Consider the following 18,050-nt stretch of genomic DNA (forward strand, 5'->3'; position numbering starts at 1 on the left):
ATCCAGAGATGCCTCCTTCATGGCAGTTCCAAGTCTGAGCATAAAGGACGAGGTGTTGTCGCCAATATGCTCCAGTTGCGGTAAATTGATCCACCCGAGGGAGAAAGCGGTGGCGTTCCTATGCCCAAACTGTGGGGAAGTGTTGATATGGAGGGACTATCACTGCAGGAAGCAGGGGATACCGTACACTTGCCCCAAATGTGGATTCGAAGGCCCGTAGGTGAGACATGTGACCGATATAATGGCAGTAGTTAAGGTGTTCCCAGAGGGGGACGAAGTAAACTTAGACAAGTTAACTGAAGAAATCAGGGACAAACTACCCCAGGGCTACAGGCTAGTAAGGACGGACAAGGAGCCCATAGCCTATGGGCTGAACGCCCTGGTGTTGTTCATAACTCTTCCGGAGCAAACAGAAGGTGGGACGAATCCTCTGGAGGACACGATAGGAACAATCCAGGGAGTTAGCCACGTTGAGGTCGTCAACGTCACTAGGCTGGGGTTCTAAATCAACGAGGCAGCATTTCTAGTATGGCGGCAATCCCAGACTTGAGCTTGGAGTACGTCAGGTCGTCGTTGATGTTCTTGAGGACAACTTCCCTTAACGAATCCCCCTCTGTTGAAACCTCGTACTCTACCTTGCTCAAGTTCTTCTCGCTCTCCAGAAGCCTGTGAAGGGCGTTAAAGTAGGCCTGGGGAATTTGTAACTTCCGCTTTATTGTCACTCGCACGAGGGGGGGAGTGTAGAATACCTCCGCCAATACTTCCCCCTTGGAGCTCTTGATGTACTCGACAGTTCCTTTGCTACTTCTTAACCCCTGGACTCCTCCAGCCTCGATCACGCTGAGGAGGTATTCGTATACCTCAACTTCTTTTTTCAGGGACGCGATCTTGGATTCCAGAAACCTCTTTAGGTCCTCAACGTCTATCTCCATCAAATGAAATACTCATTAACCTATATATAATCTCCATATGACTGATGGACGATGATAAGAGTAGCAGTGGTGGGAGCGTCAGGCTACACCGGCGGAGAACTGTTGAGGTTGTTGGCGGTGCACCCGCAAGTGGAAGTTACAGTCGCCACTTCCAGGGAGTACGCTGGGAAGCCGGTGGGCATGGTACACCCTAATCTGAGAGGGGTTTACTCCATCAACTTCACCCAGTTCACGGTAGATAAGGTGTCTGAGAAATCCGACACGGTCTTCCTAGCACTACCTCACGGAGTCTCAATGAACTACGTTCCTGAGTTGCTTCAGGTGGGAGTTCAAGTGGTCGACTTGAGCGCTGACTACAGGTTGAAGGATCCCTCTCTGTACAAAACGTGGTATGGAGTAGAACATCCTCATCCGGATCTCCTCGGAAGGGCTGTGTACGGACTCCCAGAGCTTCACGGAGAGGAACTGAAAGGTTCAAAGCTAATAGCCTCGCCAGGTTGTAACGCTACAGCCACGATCTTGGCTCTAGCCCCCGTAGTTGGTTGGGAGCCCCTAGGAAATAGCTTTCTGTCCGACGTAAAGGTGGGAAGTAGCGAAGGTGGAGCTAAACCATCGGAGGGAAGTCACCACCCTGAGAGGCAGAACGCCATAAGGCCTTACGAGGCTGAAGGACATAGACACGAGGCCGAGGCTGAACAGGAATTGTCGAGGTTGTCGAGGGGGCAAGTTAGGGTGAGCATAATACCCCACGCGGTCAGTAGCGTCAGAGGTGTCCTGGCTTCAGCACATGCGTGGAGTTCTTCTGATGTGGAGGAGACTGAGATGTGGCGAAGGTTCGCCGAGTTCTACAGGGGTAAGTCGTTCATCAGGATAGTGAGGAGGGGAATTCATCCGTATCCAGACCCTAAGTACGTGATTGGGAGTAATTTCGCGGACCTAGGTTTCGCGGTAGATAGGAGAGTGAGGAGAGTAACCACCTTCGCAGCCATAGACAACATGATGAAGGGAGCAGCAGGGCAGGCTGTCCAGGCATTCAACGTCTCCAGGGGATTTCAAGAGAACGAAGGGCTTAGAATACCTCCCATGAGGCCTGTCTAATGATAGTGGTAAAAGCTGGAGGCCGTGTAATAAAGCAAGCCAGAGAAAGAGTGGTCGAGAGTGTCGCCAAGGCCCAATCCAAAGTGCTCCTCGTCCACGGAGGAGGAGACCAAGTGACGGAAACCAGCAAGAGAATGGGGATTGAACCAGTCTTCGTAACTTCACCGAGCGGGATAAGAAGTCGCTATACCTCAATGGACGAGCTCCAAGTCTACGTCATGGTAATGGGGATGATTAACAAGTTCATTACGGCCTCCCTGTTTAAGGCGGGGAGGAGAGCAGTAGGAATAACTGGAATAGATGGTCCCACGATATTGGCCGAACGGAAGAAAAGGATAGTAATAATTGATGAAAGAGGTAAGAAGAGAATAATAGACGGCGGGTATACCGGAAAGGTGGTGGAGGTGCGAACAGAATTCGTAACGTCAGTCATGGAGAGAGTGGACGTCGTAGTAGCCTCTCCTTTGGCAATAGATAGAGAAGAAGGGGTCCCCCTCAACATAGATGGAGATCAAGCCGCGTTCTCCCTGGCCTCAGCGCTTAAGGCGAATGTTCTGGTGCTCCTCACAGACGTTGAAGGGGTGCTACAGGACGGCAAGGTGGTGCCGAAGTTGACAATACAAGAGGCTGCCGAGCTCTCCAACAAGATAGGGCCTGGCATGAACAGGAAACTGATGATGGCGGCTGAGGCCGTCAAAGCTGGAGTTACCAAAGTCATCATATCCTCGGGTTTAGTTGAGGATCCTGTGGGAAATGCCCTAGAGGGAAAGGGAACGGTGATATCTTGAGGGAAATAGACGACAACGACATTAAGATACTCGAGATACTGAAGAAGAACGCCCGAACGCCTTACACTACAATAGCGAAGGACCTCAAGGTTAGCGAGGCTGCAGTAAGGAAGAGGTTGGAGAAGTTAGCCAAAATGGGAGTGATCAAGAGGTACACAATAGAGTATGAGTTAGAGAACGAGGTGAGAGCAGTCGTTATGGTTAAGACTGCGCCACCTACGCCTTCTCCTGAAATCTCTAAGAAGATAATAAAGGTTCAAGGGGTAGAGGTGGCCTACGAGACCACCGGTGACTACGACATAATGGTCGTACTAAGGGGTCCTAACATCGCCGCTGTGAATAAGAGCATAGACGAAATAAGGAGCATTCAAGGAGTTGCTGGTACAACTAGCTCCATAGTTCTAAGAGTGTGGTTCTAGGGGCTCAATGGTTCTAGATTCGAACCAAGTCATTATGCTTATACTTTTTCTACCACGTACCAGTTACGTTCACTAGGATGATAAGAATGATGCAGCTGAAGTGTCCAATCTGTGGAGGTCAGGTGGTCGTCTCGGACGACGCCTTACCTGGAGAGATAGTAGAACACGAGTGTGGGGCCCAACTGGAAGTGTTCAAGAAGAACAACTCGCTTTCCCTTAGGTTGGCGGAGGAGGTAGGAGAGGACTGGGGAGAGTGAGGCTAGCTTTAGCGTATGACATTCTGAGGTGGGAGGAGAGGGACATCCTCGAGAAGGGAAGACGGGTTGGAATTGACGTTAGACCCGTTCACCTCGACGAGGTGTTCTTCTCCATGGACAAGGAGGGAGTAAGGGTGCCCTCTATAGGAGAGGCGGACGCGGTGCTACAGAGGAGCATAAGCCACACCAGAGCTTACCTTACCTCAGCTCTCATGGAGGGAGCAGGCTATTGCGTGTTCAACAGCTCTTTTACTATAGAGAGGGCGGGTAACAAGGCGATCGCCTCTTCTCTATTGGCCAGGCGGGGAATTCCAACTCCTAGAACGGTAGTAGGATTCCATAGAGAGGTGGCCATTAAGGCTGCGGCACCCATTGGGTTTCCGCTCGTTATAAAGCCTGTCGAGGGTTCGTGGGGAAGAATGACAGCCAAGGCAGAGAACGAGGACTCGCTGTTGAGCCTCATGGAGTACCAAGAAGGTACTTCCATGAAGTACAAGAGCGTGTTCTATCTTCAGCAGTTCGTTAGGAAGCCTGGAAGGGATCTAAGGATATTCGTGATAGGAGACGACGTTCCAGTGGGAATATATAGGATAAATGACTCAAATTGGAGAACAAACACCGCCCTAGGAGCTAAGGCGGAGCCCGTCGACATTAACGGTGAGCTTAGGGAATTGGCACTCAAGACGAAGGATGTCTTCGGCGGAGTTTTCCTCGGTGTAGACGTCTTTGAGGATCCCTCTGAGGGCTACCTGGTGAATGAAGTTAACACAGTCCCAGAGTACAAGAACACTGCAAGGGTGACCGGGTACGATATTACTTCGGCCATCCTAGGTAAGTTGAAGGAGGAAATTAAGAAGTGAGACTACTCAGTTTCTACCAAGAGCGATCTCTCAGGGTGGTGAGGGCTCAAGGTCAGTACGTGTGGGACGAGCACGGCAGAAGGTACTTGGACCTTCACATAGGTCACGGCGTGGCTTTCCTCGGGCACCGGCACCCGAAGGTAGTCGAGGCACTAAAGAACCAAATGGACGAGATAATGACGCTCAGTACCGCCTTTCAAACCAGAGCTAGGGAAGAGATGTTGAAGGAACTGGAGAACGTGAGGCCTGAGGGGATGGAGAACGTGTTTCTCCTCAACAGTGGAACCGAGGCTGTAGAGCTCTCGCTAAAGGTAGCAAGGAAGGTGACTGGGAGAAGGAAGTTCGTAGCTTTTAGGAACTCCTTCCACGGAAGGACGGTGGGAGCCCTCTCAGTCACTTGGAACAGAAAGTATCGAGAGCCGTTCGAGCCCCTGCTGGAGCCGGTGGAATTTCTTCCGTTCAACAATGTTGATGCACTTAAGGCTATAGATGAGACTGTGGCTGCTGTTATAGTTGAACCGGTTCAGGGCGAGGGAGGCGTAGTACCAGCGACAGATGAGTTCATGAAGACCCTGAGGGAGGTGACCAGGAGTAAGGGGGCCCTCCTCATAGCTGACGAAGTTCAGACCGGGTGGAGGACTGGGAAGATATGGGCGCACCAACACTTCAACGTCAACCCCGATATGGTAACTGCTGGGAAAGCAATAGGAGGTGGGTTCCCAGTCAGTGCAGTGTTTCTTCCAGACTGGATAAGGGAACGGTTGGATGAGGGTGACCACGGAACGACTTACGGAGGTAACCCCTTAGCGGCAGCAGCTGTGGCTGCGTCGTGCAGGGTGCTCAAAGAAGAGGGTGTTGTAGAGAAAGCGGAATTAATGGGACGTGAGTTCCTCAGGGCCCTATCCCCCTTAAAGGAAAGGAGGATAGTCAGGGAAGTGAGGGGTCTAGGCCTCATGGTGGGAATAGATCTCAAAGTCAACCCAGGCCCCGCGATAAAAACCATGCAAGACGAGGGAGTTCTGGCGTTGAAGGCTGGAACTACCGTGGTTAGATTCCTTCCACCATACGTGATAACGAAGGAGGACGTGGAGTTTGCAGTGGCTACGACCAACAAGGGAATCTCTACGGCTGAATCTAAAGTATCTGCTAACTGAGCTCGTCTCCACATACACCCCGTCTGGAGAGGAGTGGAGGGCAGCCAAGTTTTTCGAGAGATTCTCCGCCACAGCTGGCTTACCGTTGAGGGTCACCAAGACTAATTCGTACATTCTTGGTGAAGGGAGAGTGCTCTTAGCATCGCACATAGATACCATCCCTGGACAGTTACCTACAAAGACGGAAGAGGAATGGATAGAGGGAAGGGGAGCAGTAGATGCTAAGGGACCCCTTGTTTCCATGATGGCGGCAGCAGCTATGGCTTGGGCCGAGGGTAAGAAGGTGGCGGTGGCGGCACTATCTGACGAGGAGAACAAGAGTGCTGGAGCGAAGGAGCTCATAGAATTAGGAGGTTCTTACTCTCACATAATAGTTGGGGAACCAACCAATACGAATGGTGTCGCTATAGAATATAGGGGGCTCCTTCACATAGACATCAATTGTGCCGCGCCCGCAGAACACGCTTCGTCGGCTACCTTTAACTTAATCGCCAAGACCTGTGAAAGGATCCTGAAGGTTTACTCCTTCCCTAGATCGTTCGAGGGACCGGTGATTACTCCCACGATCATAAGGGGAGGAGAGTACATGAACGTTTCTCCCACGAGGGTCTTAGTTCACTTCGACGTCAGATTCAGTAAGGAAGTTAGCCAAGAGAAGGTCATGTCGATACTCGGTGAGACCTTTGAGGATTGTGAAGTTAAGGTTGTGGAAAGCGTGCCTCCTGTAGCTGTGAGTCCCAACTCGGAGGCGGTGAAGACAGTGATGAGAGGCCTCCTGACTCAGGGAATAAGGCCCAAGTTAATCAAGAAGGCTGGCACAAGCGACATGAACCTCTTGGTCCAGCTAACGAAGAGCATAGCGACTTACGGGCCCGGAGACCCGCATATGGAACACAGTGGATTGGAACGAGTCAATTTGGAGGAACTATATATAGCCACGAACACCTACAAGTACGCCGTAGATAACCTGTGTCGAGAGTGAGCGATCTACTGCTAGCACCAGTTTACAAGCTGTACGAAAGACGCCTCTGGAACGAGATAAAGGATGGCCCTCTTCCAAACCACGTGGGGATAATACCAGACGGAAATAGAAGATGGGCCAGAGACAGGAGGGAGCCCCTGAGTTCCGCCTACTACCAAGGCTACAGGAAATTGAGAGAGGTACTCATTTGGCTCCTAGAAATGGGAGTTAAGAACGTCACAGTCTTCGCTCTATCTTCCGAGAACTGTTCCAGGAGATCTAGGGAGGAGTTAGATACTGTAATGAGCTACATAAAACTGGGGCTTGAGGAATTACTTAGCGGCGGATTTGTAGATAAATACAAAGTGAAAGTGAGGTCGATCGGCAAAGTAGAATGTCTTAGCGACGACCTTAGAGACGCCATAAGAAAGGTAACGGAACATACGTCAAATTACGATGAACGGAAGCTAAACATCGCGATATGCTATGGGGGGAGGCAGGAGATCCTCGACGCAGTGAAGAAATTAATGTCGTCTGTAGACTTAAGGAACTTCGACCCAGATAAACTGAATGAGGAGCTGTTCAGATCGTACTTCTACTTACCTGACATAGATGACATGGATCTAGTTATAAGGACGTCAGGAGAGATAAGGATAAGTAACTTCCTCCTCTGGCACATCGCATATTCGGAACTGTTCTTCTGCGAAGTGTACTGGCCAGAGTTCAGAAGGATAGACCTATGGAGGGCAATAAGGTCCTTTCAGAAGAGGAAGAGAAACTTCGGGGCTTAGGGAGTGAGTCTTTTCTTATCTCTCGGGAAAGCAACTACGTCCTTTACACTACTAAGACCTGTTAGCATTAGCATAACCCTAGATAGACCCATACCGAAGCCAGCGTGAGGAGGCATGCCATAATCGAACCACCTCAGGAAGAACTCGAAGCTCTGTGGATTGAGCCCGCGCTGTTTAAGCGCTTCCTCCAACACTTCCCTACTACTGTTCCTAGTACTTCCCGACACTATCTCTAGGGACTTATATATCAAGTCGAAACTCTCTGAGACCGTGGGATCGTCCGACCTGGCCTTAGTGTAGAACGGCCTAGCACTGGAGGGCCAGTCAGTTATGAAGTAGAGGTCCTTCCTTAACGCTTTGTTGAGTACCCTGAGGTAAGGGGTACTGAGATCATCGCCGAACTTGACGTCCTCTCCCTCCTTCCTGAGGATCTCTATACTCTCCCTGTAAGTTATCCTAGGTATAGGAAATTCGAATTTAGGTAGTTCGTAGTTTAGTTGTTTCAAACACTCTGAGCACTCACTCCCCACTCCGTCTAACATTCCCTTGATTAGATCCTCCAATAGCTCCATAACGTCGTTATAGTCAAAGAAGGCCGCCTCCACGTCCATACTCACGAACTCCGAGAGGTGGTAGGGGGTATCTGACTCCTCCGCTCTCCATGCAGGGGCGACTTCGAACACTCTCTCTACGCTTCCCGCCAACAGCTCCTTATAGAGCTGAGGACTTTGGGCTAGGAAAGCCTCCCTTCCAAAGTAGATCACAGGGAAAAGCGCGGCTCCTCCCTCTGTGGCCGAGGCTATTATCTTCGGAGTAAATACCTCTAGGAACCCCCTAGCGTAGAGCTTCTGCCTAAAGGCCTTAACGGCGGCGGACTGAATCTTCATCACCGCCTGCATTTCCAACCTCCTGAGGTCCAGGACTCTTTCCCTCAGGCGAGTGTCTATATCTGCGCTCACCTTATCGGAGACGTCCAAAGGCAGGGGGGCCTTCGCCTTAGATAGGATGGAAAGTTCAGAAACCTTAACTTCGATCCCTCGAGGTGCCCTCTTGTCTACCTTCACGGTGCCCTTAACTCTCACCACAGACTCCTGAGTCAACTCTTGAGCTGAGTGAAAGGCTTGGTCTCCCTTCTCGACAACTAACTGCACGATGCCAGTTCCATCCCTTAAAACTATGAACTTCTTTCCTCCTAGATCCCTTAGTGTATGAACCCACCCTGCTAAAAAAATGTCCTTGCCTTCGAGGCTCTCGTTCACTTCCCTCGCGGTGTGCGTCTTGAACATCATTCGACCCTTATCTTGACTGTGGTGGAATATAACTTAGAGAGGGCCCTCTCCAGTTCCAACGTCCCACTAGGGAGATACCTTCTTTCGTTTTTCGATACCCTTACCACATACTGCACTGTCCCGTCAGGTAACCATAGGGTGTTGACTCCAAGAACTCTGGCGGGAGAGAGTAACTGGGATGCGCTGGCCTTTAGGTCGTTGACTTTCTCGACTATCCTGACAGTTTTCACCTTCAACTTCTCTTGGAGCGCTTTGGAAACCTTAACCCACCTGCTCTGTGTCATGTTTGGGCCGCTGGTGACAACGAGAACTAATAAGTGGCCTATCCTTATAGCTCTATGATATACCGAGTCCTTCAGTTCCCTAAATTGAGACTCCTCGAGTTCTAGAAGAACTCTCATTATCTCAACCTCCCCCGAGTCTACATCGCCCGAGTCAACTAGGCCCTGACATCGGTCGCAAAGAAGCCCGCTCCTGACGCACACTGAGTCCAGAGGAATCTTCATCACACTCTCACTTCCTTACCACAACACTTTTGAACTCCTCCCTAAATAATTTAGCTAGGTCCGTCATGCCACTAACCGATCCAGCGCAAGTCCAAATTGTTTACAACAGGGTGTTCGCGAAGAAAGTATGCAGAGAGTGTGGAGCCCTGAACTCTATCAGGGCGGTGAAGTGTAGGAGGTGTCATAGCTACAACCTCAGACCAAAGAAGAAGGAGATAGCGAGCAAGAAGTCCTAATCACACCCTCAGACCTAAGCCACTCAATCTTTCCCTAATACTCTTCGAGTTCTCTTCGAAAAGTTCCACATGTGAGGACAGATACCCTCTATCAAGTTTTATCTTACCGTCTGCCACGTAGATTAGGAGGGACTTGAGTTCCTCCTCGTCCTCCTCTCTGAACGCGTTCAACTTGAGCAGGAAGTAGTCCTCTATTCTGACACCCTTGAACTCCCTCTTCCCCAACCTTACGACTTCTGCCGACTCCAGCACCTTGGGGGGGACGAAAAAGTCCTGCAAGTTATCGTAGAAGTCGACTTGGAGCTGCTGTTCCTCAACGTCCACGATCAACCTAGGCGTATCTATGGGAGTTCTACCCAACTCCCACCCATTTTCTTCAGAGAGCACTATTATGGGTCCCTCATCTAGTAACAACCCGTTCACGAACAAGTCCACATCACTCTCTGTACCCTTCCTCCCTAGCGCCACATCTACCACTGTATCTCCTATCACAACAAATTCGACCCTTTCCCCTATCTTCGCGAGGATGTCGCCGACCTTATCGAACTTAATCATTTGGGTTCGCTATCCCTTCTGTGACGTATGTTAAAACATTTTTACTCCCGCTGGCACCTTAAGGTGCGCCGGGGTGGCCGAGCGGTCAAAGGCGACACCGCCCAAGGGCGGCGCTAAGGGCTGCAGAGAATGCCGAAGAGACCCGTTAAATCGCGGGTTCGAATCCCGCCCCCGGCTTTTCCACATTCTCCTTTAAGAATCAGGAGTAAGTTGAGGAAACCCAATCTGATTGGCCTCAGAGCTGCAGAGATAAAAGTCTTCACCTTTCAGACCGCCCATCGCACATCACAGGCCAGCTGAGGTAATGATTGAAATATATACGTCAGTAGTCATAAGATTTAACTTCCTTGCACTTTCGATCATAGGCTCAACTTTGAAGTACACACAGCGCAACCAACCTAGGATTGGAGCTCTTTCGGAAAAACACCAAAGACTTTAAACTACTGATGTCTAGTAATTCCATGGGCCGGTAGCTCAGCCTGGAAGAGTGCTCGGCTCGCACCCGAGAGGTCCCGGGTTCAAATCCCGGCCGGTCCATTGCAGGGGAACCCACTTCTGTTGAATCTCGCCAAACAACCAAATACAATGTGTACCTGTGGTGTATTTGACCTTCTGTAGCAATCTTTGGTGACCTTAGGCAGTAGATCGAACCCGTTCCTAAACTCCTCAAATCCTACATAACGTGTTCTCGATGGGTTAGTTTTTCTTCCTTTCAACAGAACTACACATAGGGCTTTAGCGTAATTAGACGAGGGTAGTATAAGGCATGTGTCTGGAACAACGATCCTCGTTTAGGCGTCATAGGAACGCTGGACTTCCTCTCCCGTCCTGGAAGGTTCCTCCTCCAAAGGTGTCACTATTTCCACCGTCGATTCGGGATAGCATCTCTAGTCTGGTGGGCAGTAGGGTGGGTCATAGAAGAGCCTAATGGGGGAACCTTCATCAACTACCTCTGATTCCCGCACATCGAAATGTGATGTTGGTTGCTCCTCCCTTTATCCCTAGCCTTGGTAGAGGTTGAGCAAAAGCATCGTTAGAGTCATCGAGAAATTGGCAAACCAAGTTTGAATTACGTCCCTCAAAGCGCAAGGCCCGTCCTTTTTTAACTCCAATTATAGGAATTCGCCTAATTGTTAAGAGAAATTTAGAGTAAGGGTGATCGATTCGTTATCCTCACTTTTAGAACGGTGAGGTTCGCTTCACCGATCGCTGATCTTAGAGCTCTAAACAGTGTACTTGTTCATTATTTCTAACGTTCGGTTCTACGTAATCGAAAACCTTTGCAACTTTTCAAATTTATTGACGGATTCTCTGAAAGAAGGGAATCAAGGAGGAAATTTAATCTACGAAACCACTAGAACGCTCAGAAACCAAGAGGTAAGCGATTTCCATCAACTGAATAGGCACGTCTAGGGGTCCTTCCGCTGAGTAAGAATATAATCTCTCGTCGAAGGGAACTACCCCACACACCGACACTTCAAGTTCTTCACAGAGTCTCCTGAATTTAGAGGAATTGGCTAACTCCTCCGGAACTGGCGGAACCATATTAACTACTAATCCAGCATTTACGGCATGCGTGTGACCTCTAAGGAAGCTCGCCAATGCTATAGTGCTTTTAACGCTAGAAATCGACGAGTCAGTGACGTAGACTCTCTTAGCTACCTCTCCTCCAAAAAGGGGTTCTGTTTTCACCTTCCACCTCGTTATTGGGGGCGGATCCAATACACAGACCTCCTGATTTCTCAACTTGATCAACTCGACCGCGGGACCCTCACCTCTCACTTTGATGCTATTTACTCTCCCTTCTAGACTTCTCCCATTTCCTATCAGTCTCTCAAGGACGTAGGAGGACCAATTAAGAGGATCCATGTCTAGGAGCAGAACTTCCCTCCCCTGCTTGGCCAACTGAAGTGCTAAAGTTGCCGCTACTGTGGACTTCCCCACCCCACCCTTAGCTCCCAGCACTAGGAGGAACATCGATTGAAACTACTAAGCCGTCTTAATAAGGTGTGTAAGAATTCTCCTCGAAGATTTCTAACAGAAATGTTCTATTTTCTGACTCGAGTTGCAGATTTAGACCCTGAGGTGTTAGACTGACAGATGAGAGTCTGCGTAATAGGTGGAGGACACAACGGATTGGTGGCAGCCAACGTTCTAGCCGAGGCAGGTGTGGAAGTGGAGGTCTTCGAAGCTAGGAACGTCCCTGGAGGTCTGGCAGACTCTAGAGAGTTCAAGGGAGTGAAAGTCAGTAGGGCCTCCTACGTACTGGGACTCATGCCTTCTTCACTAGTGAAGAAGTTTGGGATACCTACCATAAAACAGGATCCTTTTCAGACCCTCTTCGTGGACGGTAAGGTCTACCCGTTCTGGAGGGAGCCAGAGAAGAGGAGGAAAGAGCTTCTGACTAGAGGACTAGAGCTCTTCCCCGAGTTCGATCGTAAACTGTTGGAGTTCAAGAAAATGATTGATGAGGAGTTCACCTTCCTTGATTCTCCACCTTCCATGGAGGACGTTAAGGAGGAGGCCAAGCGAAGAGGAGTTGAAGAGATCATGGAACTCTCTTCAGGGAAGTTTTTAGAGCGATACCTCCCTAAAGAACTTCACAGAGCCTTCATTTACCCAGGCATGTACGACTCCCCTGCCTATTTAGTCGCATACTTCTACAGTCCGCAATGGTCGGTGGTCCCTGGAGGTATGGGAACAATTGGAAAGATTTTGGCGCAAAGAGCGCAATCCCTTGGTGCTAAGCTCAGACTAGGCAACTTAGTTTCTAGGATAGAAGCTGAAGGTGGTAGGATTAAGTGGATTGAGTCTGGAAGAAAGAAGTTTCAATTTGACGCAGTGATTTCCGCTACAAGTCCACTAGTGACTTGGAAGCTGATAGGTGAGGCACCGAAGGTTCAATCGATGCGGCCTCATTGGGTGAAGTATAACATGGTCTTTAGGGAGATTCCAAAGCTGCCGGAGGCCCTGAAACCATTCTATGCTTCCATATTGGACATAGAAGCAGGTGAACTACTGTTCCATTCTGCCTCAGACGATTCTCTGGGGGAATAGTAGCCAGCTTCATGGGAAGTTTGGAGGAACTATACGAGCTAATTCCAGATATAAAGGAGAAGATCATAGGGATAGACTTGCTAGATTCAAAGGAGGCCGAGACTGAGTACTACTTACCTGGTGGAGACCTCAATCACCTTCCTATGAAGGTGCCGTACCTTTTTGACGGCAGGCCTGGATACAGAACTGAGTTTCAGGGTCTGTACATGGGAAGTGCAGGGAGTTACCCAGGTGGACAGGTGACTGGGATACCAGGATTTAACGCTGCACAAGCTCTCTTGAAGGACATGGGAATAAAGTAGTCGACTTAGGAGTGGAGCTGAGGTGTGGACCACTTACGAAAACTCCTTTCACTTCTATACTTTGCTCAAGGTAATTGTGCCTCTGAGAGCGGGGAACCATGTTACACATCGGTGGAATCGTTTACATAAGAAGGGGTTAAGGGGGCGGAAAGCCTCTCGCGGACGGCCTCTCCTTTAAATTCAGTTTTTTAGTATATGAGCGACACTGAGGACCTCCCCAGCTCTACTGAGAGCTTAATGGTACTGAGGGAGGGTCGACTACTATCTCTCACTCTCGTTCGTGGGATCCGGAGGTAACTCGACGAGGATCCACCTTTTCGTGGGGAGACTCCGGAGCCCCGACTGCCCACCAAACTAGAGATGTCGTCATGAACTGACGGTGGGAACTGTGAAACCCTTGGAGGGGAACCCTTCTAGGGGGGAAGTCAGCTCTTCACTACTCCAGTGAATTTAGCACTGGACTTTGGGGTTTGAGCTTCTTAGAATTTTCATGAATTTGTATCTAATCCTCAGCCCTTGGGCATCACCAGAGTCTCGGGTTAACCTGCTCATACCCCCCTTTAGCGCGATGACCCCGTTCCACTCCGTGGTATTTCACCCACGGGGGAACCAGCGCGTCTTGAGGTAGATATTCGAAGACGTGTTCAACTGCCTATCGAGGGTGAACCCACACCTCCTGCACTTGAAAGTCCTGCCAACCTTTCGAAAACCCATTCACGTCTGGAACGGGACTTAGACGTAAGACATGGGCGCCTCCTTCACAAAAGAACCGTAAAGAGGAGCCTGATATTTCAAGATACGGTGGATAGTCTCCCAAAAAGTTCTTGAAACCTTCTCAGAAAGAGAATTATTAGCGTCCTGGAACATTGATTGTTTACCCAACTTCTCAACGGCCCATAATAACAGGGGATACGTCTCCACTGACTTTCTCCCCGCCACTAACGGCGAGGCCTTCCGCCCCCTCAATCCCCTATTCTGTAAGCGGTTTACAAATTTGTTAACAATCTCTAACGGGGTTCCTGTCGCGGTGAGAATACTTCTTCAATAACTCATTACCATTCCTACTGTGTTTTGAAGCGAAGGACTGTATTTTACTCTAAGAACAAGTTAAACCCTGATTTTTGCGAAAATTCTTCGTAGTAAACCCACGCTACGAACTGGCACTTCGCGATCCGCTTTAATCTGTGGATAAGGGGATGTGGAGCGAACTTAGGAGATAGCCAACGCTCGAGGCCGTCTAGACCCTCGCACAGGTGACTCGGTGACGTTAACCCATCGTTGAGTAATCGATTATGCTCCGAGGAAACTTCCCGTAAACTTAAGGGGCGTGGGTCTCAGATGGCGAAGTTTTCGATTCCTTGAGGTAAAGGAGCTTACACAGATCGGGTAAACCTTTTATTAGAGGTTGTAAGTAGCGTTTATCGGGCCCGTAGCTTAGCATGGTAGAGCGCTCGGCTGATAAGTGACCTCAGACACCGAGAGGCCGAGGGTTCAAATCCCTCCGGGCCCACTTCTTCTTCCCTTCAAAAACAATGCTATCGAAACCAAGTAGAGTGCTACAAGAATCACAGAGATGGTGGCGAATACCCATAGAAATGGACCGAAAAGTTCCTTGGTGCCTGAACCGAAGATTATGGGGAAAGGTCCAATGAATATCGCCCCTGCCAAACTAGAGGGTACTTGAGATGAAGTGGAGAGTAAAGCGCCCAACAGAACTAGAACAAAGCCCACAAAAGTCACTAAAAAGCCAAGTGCAACTAGCTTCATAGAAAAAGACTCTACGAGGGGCAAATTAATCTTTACCATTATACTGGTTCCCTCGGAAATGCCTACAAACCGACTTCTCGCCAAAGGGCGAAGGTTCCCCCCATCGATTCGGGGTTGCATCTCCCATTAGGGGTAGTCGAGAAGATCGGAGACCCCTCCCATTGAGGTCAATTATCGCAATAACGTCACGGTCATTCTCGTAACCGCAAGAGTGACAACGAAAGAACCTATAGCTGACTTCTTTCATTTTCCTCCCGCACCTTGGACAAAATAATGAAGACTTGGGTTAACATATTCGACAAATAGCCGGTGCTTCTTTGTTTGCCTCTCAACCCAATATCGAATTCTACGGTACTACATCAAGTGTAGCTTATCGTGAAAACTCCTCGGTAGTTTATCTACATTCTAAATTAGGTTTCTGAGAGTCTCTAACTTAATAAATCCCATAAAGGATTCTCCTATTCTCTTTCCACCTCCTAGGATACTTCTTTTGAAGGTTCCCAGCTAACGACTTCCAGTGGTGGACCTCGTGAAGGTGTGTAGGAATTCTAACGTGGTGTACATTTTCCTACAACTACTTCAGCCACGTTAATGTCGACGGCGATGCTCGATTTCGGCTCCATATGGTTTTTAGAACGCGACTTTCAGGAAAGCCTTATCGCCCTTTACCACTAGCCTCCTTCACCTTCCATGCTAAATACTCCTTCAAGTTCCTAGGGTAGCCCAGGATTTGAAGCCTTACCAACACTTGCTATACGACCGTTTTGTCTAAGTCTAGATTATAACTTTAGGTGTTAGCCATACACCTGGCTTATATACGCATCTATCCTCTTTGGGATTATACCATCCCTATAAATTGTTAGGGCATCCCTATAACAATCTTCCGCGATCTTTGATAGCAGGTTAAACTCCTCTCTCGGTTTAGAGTATAAATCCTCGTGGGCTTTCGCTAAAACGCTCTCTCTTGTGAGCTTTGGATGTTCTCCTAATAAATCCTCGTGGGCTTTCGCTAAAACGCTCTCTCTTGTGAGCTTTGGATGTTCTCCTACAACTAGAACGCGACGAAACGTAAGGCTTTCGCGTAGTTGTTCACGAGGGCTGAGAGGGGGATCTGATAGGGGGATCTTCATCGAAGCTGTGGCTCTGATCGCTTTAACCCTCCTAGCCATTAAAGGAATTAGGAAAAAGAAGAACCTAAGTGTAAGGGGTCTTCCGTCCACACCAGAGGCTTTCCGCCCCCTCAACCCCCTATTCTGTAAACTACACCCACCCTTACGGACGTGGTCTCCGCGGGCAAGAAACGATGTTGGTTATCTATCCTTTTAGCTCTAAAGACTTTCTAAACCAAAGCTATTTGCTGGAGCGAACCACCCACGCTACGAACTGGCACTTCGCGATCCGCCTTAAAGGACGATACTCTTGTAGTCGTGGGACAGCTTAACCTGCACTACCTTTACTCCCTTACTAGTGTTCCCGAAGGTCTCCCTTAACTCCTTCTCATCGCGTACCTCGATGGCTCCCAACTTGGTCTTTAAGTCGACCTTTGTCTCCACCTGAGTTCTACCAATAGAAGGAAGGTCCGATTTGGTTAATTCCAAGTAGGAGGTGTTCTCGTCGTCCAACACTAAGATAGTAGACATTGCCCCATTAGAAGCAAGGATCATGTCCATATATCTGAGTACGCCAGTGAGGTCAGTTATCCCTACCGTTCCCTCAGAACCATCCTCCAAGGCTCCAGCCACTGCTACTCCCCTTTCTAGTAAGGTCTCGCTAGTCACCCAAGTGTATGGCTTCTCGATGGGCAGCCTTATGGCATCTATGGTTGGGGCAGTTATATCCAAGAAGATCTTGGAGTAGCCACTCTCTCTCAAGACGTTAAACACATCTACTGGCCACAATCCCTCGTGCTGAGGAATATTCTCCTCGTCTCTAAGCTTCCTCAACAGATCAGCACTTCCTCTGTTCACCTTCTCCTTGAACTTCTGTCTTAAGGCGTTCAGGAGTTCCTTGAGGAAAAGTCCTGTGTCAGCCACCGCTGGAAGTTGGGGTAAGTAGGACTTTCCTACATCTTCTCCGTCAACGTTATTGTGAATCAAAAGGCCCTTATACTGGAAGGACCACCCTCCTGTACTTAATTGAGGGAAGCTAGTCCCTAAGGCCAGTATGACGTCGGCCTCCGTGCTCAACTGAGAACTGGCCCTCGTCCCCATGAGTCCTAGGCCCTCCCCGGCGAAGAGCGGATGAGATGCGGGTATCGATCCCTTGCCCTTTATCGTGGTGACCACAGGTGCGTCTAAGAGTTCCGCTAGTTCCTGAAGGAGCTGAGCTGCCCCGCTAGTTAGGACGCCGTATCCAGCTACTATTAGGGGTTTCTTAGAGTTACCTAGAAGCTCCGCGGCCTTAAGTACAGTGTTCTTGTCTGGAGTCTTCTTCTCAGGTCTCTGTTCGCTTCCAGCTAACGGATAGGCCTTAAGTTTGAAGAGGTCCTCCGCTACTTCCACGTAACCTGGCCTCGGCCTATTGCTCATAACCTCCTTGTAGGTCTTTTCCACCCCTACCGTGATCTCCTCAATGCTAGTTACCCTCTCCCTACTCTTGGTAATAGGGGATAGTATACCCATAACATCGTCTATAGTCCTCAACTCTCCTATCCTACCCCTTCCATTGTCCCTGTACGACCTTACTGTGGAGACCAAGAGGAGAGGAACTGAGTCGACGAATGCTTGTGCAATCACATTTACAGCATCCAACAAGGGAGTACCAGGGATCTGAAGGACTACGCCGGCCTCATTAGTTCGTGAGGCAAATGTGTAGGCCATCAGCACAGTTCCTTTTGGTGTTGGAGAGAACGAGACCTGCATATCATATTCCTTGAGCCTATCCAAGATGTAATCAGGTAGCGCGGGAGTTGTGAACACTTTCTTAGTTCCAATTTCCTTCAAAACGTAAGCGAGGGCTTCATCCCCCTCATCTCCTTCCCCACCGTTTCTTCCTTCCTTTTCAGTCCTTGGCTCATGTCAACTCGTTAAGGATCTCCCCTGACAGTTTATAAAGATGGGGGAACTTATCTGGGATTGT

The 18,050-nt window shown here is 49.3% G+C and carries 19 protein-coding genes, 3 tRNA genes and 3 pseudogenes; 16 read left to right on the forward strand and 9 right to left on the reverse strand.

The window, feature by feature from the left end:
* Positions 1-19 precede the first annotated feature (19 nt).
* Together HS1genome_RS04270 and HS1genome_RS04275 are read left to right on the forward strand one after the other, a co-directional pair.
* Positions 20-220, forward strand: coding sequence for a zinc finger domain-containing protein (locus HS1genome_RS04270; RefSeq protein ID WP_126449758.1), 201 nt, complete (start codon positions 20-22; stop codon positions 218-220).
* A gap of 9 nt (positions 221-229) precedes the next feature.
* Positions 230-505, forward strand: a complete 276-nt coding sequence (locus HS1genome_RS04275) for an elongation factor 1-beta (protein ID WP_126449759.1) — start codon at positions 230-232, stop codon at positions 503-505.
* A gap of 1 nt (position 506) precedes the next feature.
* Here HS1genome_RS04275 and HS1genome_RS04280 read toward each other — a convergent pair whose 3' ends face one another.
* Entirely contained in the window at positions 507-932 is a 426-nt protein-coding gene (locus tag HS1genome_RS04280; RefSeq protein WP_229768200.1) for a hypothetical protein, read from the reverse strand.
* Between the two features lie 51 nt (positions 933-983).
* Between HS1genome_RS04280 and argC the strand changes: the two genes are divergently transcribed.
* From argC to uppS, 8 genes are all read left to right on the forward strand, one after another.
* Positions 984-2,030: an N-acetyl-gamma-glutamyl-phosphate reductase gene (gene argC, locus HS1genome_RS04285; RefSeq protein ID WP_126449761.1), complete on the forward strand. Its 1,047-nt coding sequence runs from the start codon at positions 984-986 to the stop codon at positions 2,028-2,030.
* Positions 2,030-2,818, forward strand: a complete 789-nt coding sequence (locus HS1genome_RS04290) for a [LysW]-aminoadipate/[LysW]-glutamate kinase (RefSeq protein WP_126449762.1) — start codon at positions 2,030-2,032, stop codon at positions 2,816-2,818. Before argC ends, HS1genome_RS04290 begins: the two co-directional genes overlap by 1 nt.
* The gene (lysM, locus tag HS1genome_RS04295) at positions 2,815-3,237 is read left to right on the forward strand and encodes an HTH-type transcriptional regulator LysM (RefSeq protein ID WP_179950429.1); all 423 of its coding nucleotides are present in this window, start codon (positions 2,815-2,817) and stop codon (positions 3,235-3,237) included. Before HS1genome_RS04290 ends, lysM begins: the two co-directional genes overlap by 4 nt.
* An 86-nt stretch (positions 3,238-3,323) precedes the next feature.
* Positions 3,324-3,494: an alpha-aminoadipate/glutamate carrier protein LysW gene (gene lysW/argW, locus HS1genome_RS04300; protein WP_126451309.1), complete on the forward strand. Its 171-nt coding sequence runs from the start codon at positions 3,324-3,326 to the stop codon at positions 3,492-3,494.
* Positions 3,491-4,354: a lysine biosynthesis protein LysX gene (gene lysX, locus HS1genome_RS04305; RefSeq protein WP_126449764.1), complete on the forward strand. Its 864-nt coding sequence runs from the start codon at positions 3,491-3,493 to the stop codon at positions 4,352-4,354. Before lysW/argW ends, lysX begins: the two co-directional genes overlap by 4 nt.
* Entirely contained in the window at positions 4,351-5,508 is a 1,158-nt protein-coding gene (gene lysJ, locus HS1genome_RS04310) for a [LysW]-aminoadipate semialdehyde/glutamate semialdehyde transaminase (RefSeq protein WP_126449765.1), read from the forward strand. The genes lysX and lysJ overlap by 4 nt, the downstream gene beginning before the upstream one ends.
* Positions 5,447-6,490, forward strand: coding sequence for an N-acetyl-lysine deacetylase (locus HS1genome_RS04315; protein ID WP_126449766.1), 1,044 nt, complete (start codon positions 5,447-5,449; stop codon positions 6,488-6,490). The genes lysJ and HS1genome_RS04315 overlap by 62 nt, the downstream gene beginning before the upstream one ends.
* Entirely contained in the window at positions 6,487-7,260 is a 774-nt protein-coding gene (gene uppS / locus HS1genome_RS04320; protein ID WP_373286778.1) for a polyprenyl diphosphate synthase, read from the forward strand. The genes HS1genome_RS04315 and uppS overlap by 4 nt, the downstream gene beginning before the upstream one ends.
* Here the strand turns inward: uppS and aspS are convergent.
* Complete coding sequence (gene aspS / locus HS1genome_RS04325) at positions 7,257-8,546, reverse strand: aspartate--tRNA(Asn) ligase (RefSeq protein WP_126451310.1); 1,290 nt, start codon at positions 8,544-8,546, stop codon at positions 7,257-7,259. The two genes, uppS and aspS, sit on opposite strands and share 4 nt — an antisense overlap.
* Positions 8,546-9,055: a transcription elongation factor NusA gene (locus HS1genome_RS04330; RefSeq protein WP_126449768.1), complete on the reverse strand. Its 510-nt coding sequence runs from the start codon at positions 9,053-9,055 to the stop codon at positions 8,546-8,548. The genes aspS and HS1genome_RS04330 overlap by 1 nt, the downstream gene beginning before the upstream one ends.
* A 65-nt stretch (positions 9,056-9,120) precedes the next feature.
* Between HS1genome_RS04330 and HS1genome_RS04335 the strand changes: the two genes are divergently transcribed.
* Positions 9,121-9,291: a 50S ribosomal protein L40e gene (locus tag HS1genome_RS04335; RefSeq protein ID WP_126449769.1), complete on the forward strand. Its 171-nt coding sequence runs from the start codon at positions 9,121-9,123 to the stop codon at positions 9,289-9,291.
* Here HS1genome_RS04335 and HS1genome_RS04340 read toward each other — a convergent pair whose 3' ends face one another.
* Positions 9,292-9,846 carry a nucleotidyltransferase gene (locus tag HS1genome_RS04340; protein WP_126449770.1) on the reverse strand — a complete coding sequence of 185 codons (555 nt, stop codon included), beginning with the start codon at positions 9,844-9,846 and terminating at the stop codon, positions 9,292-9,294.
* A 67-nt stretch (positions 9,847-9,913) separates the two neighbouring features.
* Here HS1genome_RS04340 and HS1genome_RS04345 point away from each other — a divergent pair.
* Together HS1genome_RS04345 and HS1genome_RS04350 are read left to right on the forward strand one after the other, a co-directional pair.
* Positions 9,914-10,023, forward strand: a tRNA-Cys gene (locus tag HS1genome_RS04345).
* A gap of 286 nt (positions 10,024-10,309) precedes the next feature.
* Positions 10,310-10,383, forward strand: a tRNA-Ala gene (locus HS1genome_RS04350).
* 801 nt (positions 10,384-11,184) lie between these two features.
* Here the strand turns inward: HS1genome_RS04350 and HS1genome_RS04355 are convergent.
* Positions 11,185-11,823: a nucleotide-binding protein gene (locus tag HS1genome_RS04355; RefSeq protein WP_126449771.1), complete on the reverse strand. Its 639-nt coding sequence runs from the start codon at positions 11,821-11,823 to the stop codon at positions 11,185-11,187.
* A 123-nt stretch (positions 11,824-11,946) separates the two neighbouring features.
* On the opposite strand from HS1genome_RS04355, the gene HS1genome_RS04360 reads away from it, so the two are divergent.
* Positions 11,947-12,903, forward strand: a complete 957-nt coding sequence (locus HS1genome_RS04360) for a phytoene desaturase family protein (RefSeq protein ID WP_126449772.1) — start codon at positions 11,947-11,949, stop codon at positions 12,901-12,903.
* Between the two features lie 11 nt (positions 12,904-12,914).
* On the forward strand, positions 12,915-13,205 hold the full coding sequence (locus HS1genome_RS04365; protein WP_126449773.1) for a hypothetical protein: 291 nt from the start codon (positions 12,915-12,917) through the stop codon (positions 13,203-13,205).
* Positions 13,206-13,655: 450 nt separating this feature from the next.
* Here the strand turns inward: HS1genome_RS04365 and HS1genome_RS13290 are convergent.
* Positions 13,656-14,301, reverse strand: a pseudogene (locus HS1genome_RS13290) (zinc ribbon domain-containing protein); the annotation flags it as partial.
* 327 nt (positions 14,302-14,628) lie between these two features.
* On the opposite strand from HS1genome_RS13290, the gene HS1genome_RS04375 reads away from it, so the two are divergent.
* Positions 14,629-14,715 (forward strand) — tRNA-Ile (locus HS1genome_RS04375).
* Here HS1genome_RS04375 and HS1genome_RS13295 read toward each other — a convergent pair.
* The 3 genes and pseudogenes from HS1genome_RS13295 to HS1genome_RS04390 form a co-directional block, all read right to left on the reverse strand.
* A complete protein-coding gene (locus HS1genome_RS13295; RefSeq protein ID WP_126451311.1) occupies positions 14,697-15,092 on the reverse strand; it encodes a TIGR00304 family membrane protein in 396 nt (131 codons plus the stop codon). The genes HS1genome_RS04375 and HS1genome_RS13295 overlap by 19 nt on opposite strands.
* A pseudogene (locus tag HS1genome_RS04385) lies at positions 14,998-16,141 on the reverse strand (zinc ribbon domain-containing protein). Before HS1genome_RS04385 ends, HS1genome_RS13295 begins: the two are co-directional and overlap by 95 nt.
* A 234-nt stretch (positions 16,142-16,375) precedes the next feature.
* A pseudogene (locus HS1genome_RS04390) lies at positions 16,376-17,988 on the reverse strand (thiamine pyrophosphate-binding protein).
* Positions 17,989-18,050: the final 62 nt, after the last annotated feature.

The sequence above is a fragment of the Sulfodiicoccus acidiphilus genome, from assembly GCF_003967175.1.
Classification (GTDB): Archaea; Thermoproteota; Thermoprotei_A; order Sulfolobales; family Sulfolobaceae; genus Sulfodiicoccus; species Sulfodiicoccus acidiphilus.